Below are 1,821 nucleotides of genomic sequence, written 5' to 3'. Positions count from 1 at the left end.
TGATCGCAAATTTAGAGCAGATACGCGGCGCAAAGGTCGTGATCGCGGTAGCCGGCATGGAGGGCGCGCTAGCTAGCGTACTAGCAGGGCTTGTTAGCGTGCCAGTGATCGCGGTGCCCACCAGCGTGGGATACGGAGCGAGTTTCGGCGGGCTAGCGGCGCTACTGGCGATGCTAAACAGCTGCGCAAACGGCGTTAGCGTCGTAAATATCGACAACGGCTTTGGCGCCGCGTATAACGCGAGCCTGATAAATCATCTCTAAATTTACACCCGCTGCTCTACTGAATGAACAGGCTAAATTTAAGCATACGAATGTAAAATTTGACGAGTAAATTTAAAAGGAAAAAGTTGCAAGATAAAATTTTAAGCGAACTAAAAACAAGCGAGTGCGATTATGGAGACGCCGCGGCAAAACTTGTGATTTTAGCAATTCCAATTTACATTGTTGTAGGTTCAAATAGTGGCTTTGAAGGCATTATGGCAGCCATTTTATTTTATGCATTCGTGAGGGCTGTAATTAGCATAATTTCATGCCATTTATCGCCTAAAGCCTTAGCGCTCGCAATCTTTGCCCTCTTTCTAGTTATCGAAACTGCACAATATTTTAAAGTGCTTGAAATTTTAGGCGTCCAAAATTCTATATTGCGGATAATTTTTGGTGGAACATTCGATTGGACGGACATCATCTGCTACGCGATAGGCTGTGTTTTAGCTTACGTATCTGAAAGTATCATTTATGATAAGGCGCGACTATGGAGGCGTAAAAGGTTGCCTAAAAATTTTAATGAAATTTTGCAAAGCGGCGATGAAGAAAAGATCAAAGCGGTATTTCAAGCCCTCGATATAAATGCGACTGACAAAGACGGCAACACGATACTTCATATGCTACATGCGGACAAAGATATCAAGAAAAAAGACCCAAACTCACCCTATGTGTATATGGGCGCGAATTTAATCGAATGGATCATCATGCAAGGCGGCGACATAAACGCTAAAAACAAAAAGGGCGAGACGCCCCTTAGAAATTTTATGTGGTATGTATATAAAAATTTAAAACCGCATCAAAAACTAATAATTATAGCCCATCCCGGATCCTATTTTTATAAATATGCTAAAGAGATGAATGAGGTTTTAAATACTGATTTTGGCGTAATGTGCAATTACGTATATTACATGCTGCCTAGAGTATCAAAGTATGTCATTAATCCAGAGCAAAAGCTAATGTTTGGTTTATATCATATGCAATTAGAGGCATCGGGGGATTTGGATAAGATGACGCCGTTTATAATATACAATACTATACCAAAATCACCAGATGAACAAACAGATGTTTGGCGCCGCTTCGGCAAAAGGTTGGAATATCTATATGTGCCCGAGTATCCAACGGATATGGAAAAATACGATCCGCAAGAATACAGTAAATTTACCTATGATTTTTGGATGAAATTCTTAAGGCAAAAAGATAGCGTGCAGTATAAAATGATACATGCGGTTACTAATTTATATTGGCATTGGGACTATAACGGGGAATATGGAAGTTGGATTTTATGGGATGACGATTATACCGATGAAGCTGCCGTCGAAATCAAAAAATATTTTAAGCTAGGCAATAGGCTAGATGAGCTAAATGACGGCGTGCTTGATAAGATGTTTTATGATCTAAGAAAGAGCTGGCGTGCCGAAGATGTAGGTAAGCTTAGATATCTGTTCGTGCTTTGGTTGCTTAAAAATCCCGAGCCGTTTTTAGAGGACGAAATTTAAAAGGAGAAGCGATGGATAAACAAAAAGCAGTAGAAAAAATGACCAAAGTCATGGCGAAA

Annotated in this window: 2 protein-coding genes; both read left to right on the top strand. The window is 40.4% G+C overall.

What is annotated here, in order from left to right; all coding sequences use genetic code 11:
* On the top strand, window positions 1-263 hold a 263-nt coding region (locus Q0236_RS02795), incomplete at its 5' end, for an AIR carboxylase family protein (RefSeq protein ID WP_297914872.1).
* A gap of 86 nt (window positions 264-349) precedes the next feature.
* On the top strand, window positions 350-1,762 hold the full coding sequence (locus tag Q0236_RS02790; RefSeq protein ID WP_297914869.1) for a DUF2809 domain-containing protein: 1,413 nt from the start codon (window positions 350-352) through the stop codon (window positions 1,760-1,762).
* Window positions 1,763-1,821 lie beyond the last annotated feature (59 nt).

Source organism: uncultured Campylobacter sp., assembly GCF_938031315.1.
Taxonomy (GTDB): domain Bacteria; phylum Campylobacterota; class Campylobacteria; order Campylobacterales; family Campylobacteraceae; genus Campylobacter_B.
This window is presented reverse-complemented; position numbering and strand designations above follow the sequence as displayed.